Consider the following 925-nt stretch of genomic DNA (forward strand, 5'->3'; position numbering starts at 1 on the left):
CAGTGACTTCTGTAACGGCGCGTTTTTGTATCTTATAAGCTCATAATGGTTATGAACCCGATTAAGCTTTATGTTCCTGGTTACACTTCCATTCACATGGCACTTCATAAATCAGCTCTTCAATCGAGGTTGGATTTAGAGCCCACTCTTCATCAATATTGAACTTGCTGACCATCTGCGTGTTGAAAAGCTGCCAATGCTTAAGTAGGGCGTCTTCGGGTGAGGTGACCATATCACCTTCATTCCAAGTGCTTTCCATAAAGGGAGTGAGGCATACAGCGCCGTTTGCGTACATGATCATTTGCCATTTAACTTCGTAAATGTTGATCATTTTGTCTGGGTTAGCTGCATTGTACTCAGCGGCAAGCCCGTTAATCTCTTTTTCAACATCGCCGACATTGTCGATGAAGTAATCAACTAGGTTGTCTTCTTGGCGAACAGAGTCTGAAATAAGCTGCATTGGCCTACGTGAGTGAATCATGTTGGTGAACAGACGCATGCTAAACAGGTAGATAGCGATATTTGGCGCAACATCTTTTGGCAGCTCTTCCATAATCTTACTGATGTAAGACTGAAAATAATCGTGTAAACAATCACTTATTGCATGCCAAATCTTTTCTTTGCTACCAAAGTGGTGGCGGATAAGGCTATGCGAGACGCCTGCCTTTTCACTGATGTTTCGCAGTGATACACGATCGTAGCCAAAGTCACAGAACATGTCTGCGGCAACGCTCATGATCAAAAAACGCGTCTCTTCGGCGTCTTTTGCACTTCTTCTACCTTGCTTCTTTTCGGTCATCTTCATTTCACATAATTACCTGATTACAACATTCTACACTGTTTTTACTGAAATAAAAAATACTGCACAAGTGGAAAGTAAATCTTGAGAATTATTTAATATTAAATATACTGCCCACCTGTGTAA

General features: G+C 41.4%; 1 protein-coding gene. It reads right to left on the reverse strand.

Annotated features, from left to right (window positions below):
- Positions 1 to 61: 61 nt before the first annotated feature.
- Positions 62 to 805, reverse strand: a complete 744-nt coding sequence (locus tag AB4517_RS22725; protein ID WP_017064637.1) for a TetR/AcrR family transcriptional regulator — start codon at positions 803 to 805, stop codon at positions 62 to 64.
- Between the last annotated feature and the right edge of the window lie 120 nt (positions 806 to 925).

Origin of the sequence: Vibrio sp. 10N.222.52.C3 (assembly GCF_041474195.1) — a bacterium.
GTDB lineage: Bacteria > Pseudomonadota > Gammaproteobacteria > Enterobacterales > Vibrionaceae > Vibrio > Vibrio crassostreae_C.

What these genes read in the sequence shown, in the direction of transcription:
- AB4517_RS22725 (WP_017064637.1), bottom strand. Translation starts at nt 805, where the DNA reads ATGAAGATGACCGAAAAGAAGCAAGGTAGAAGAAGTGCAAAAGACGCC.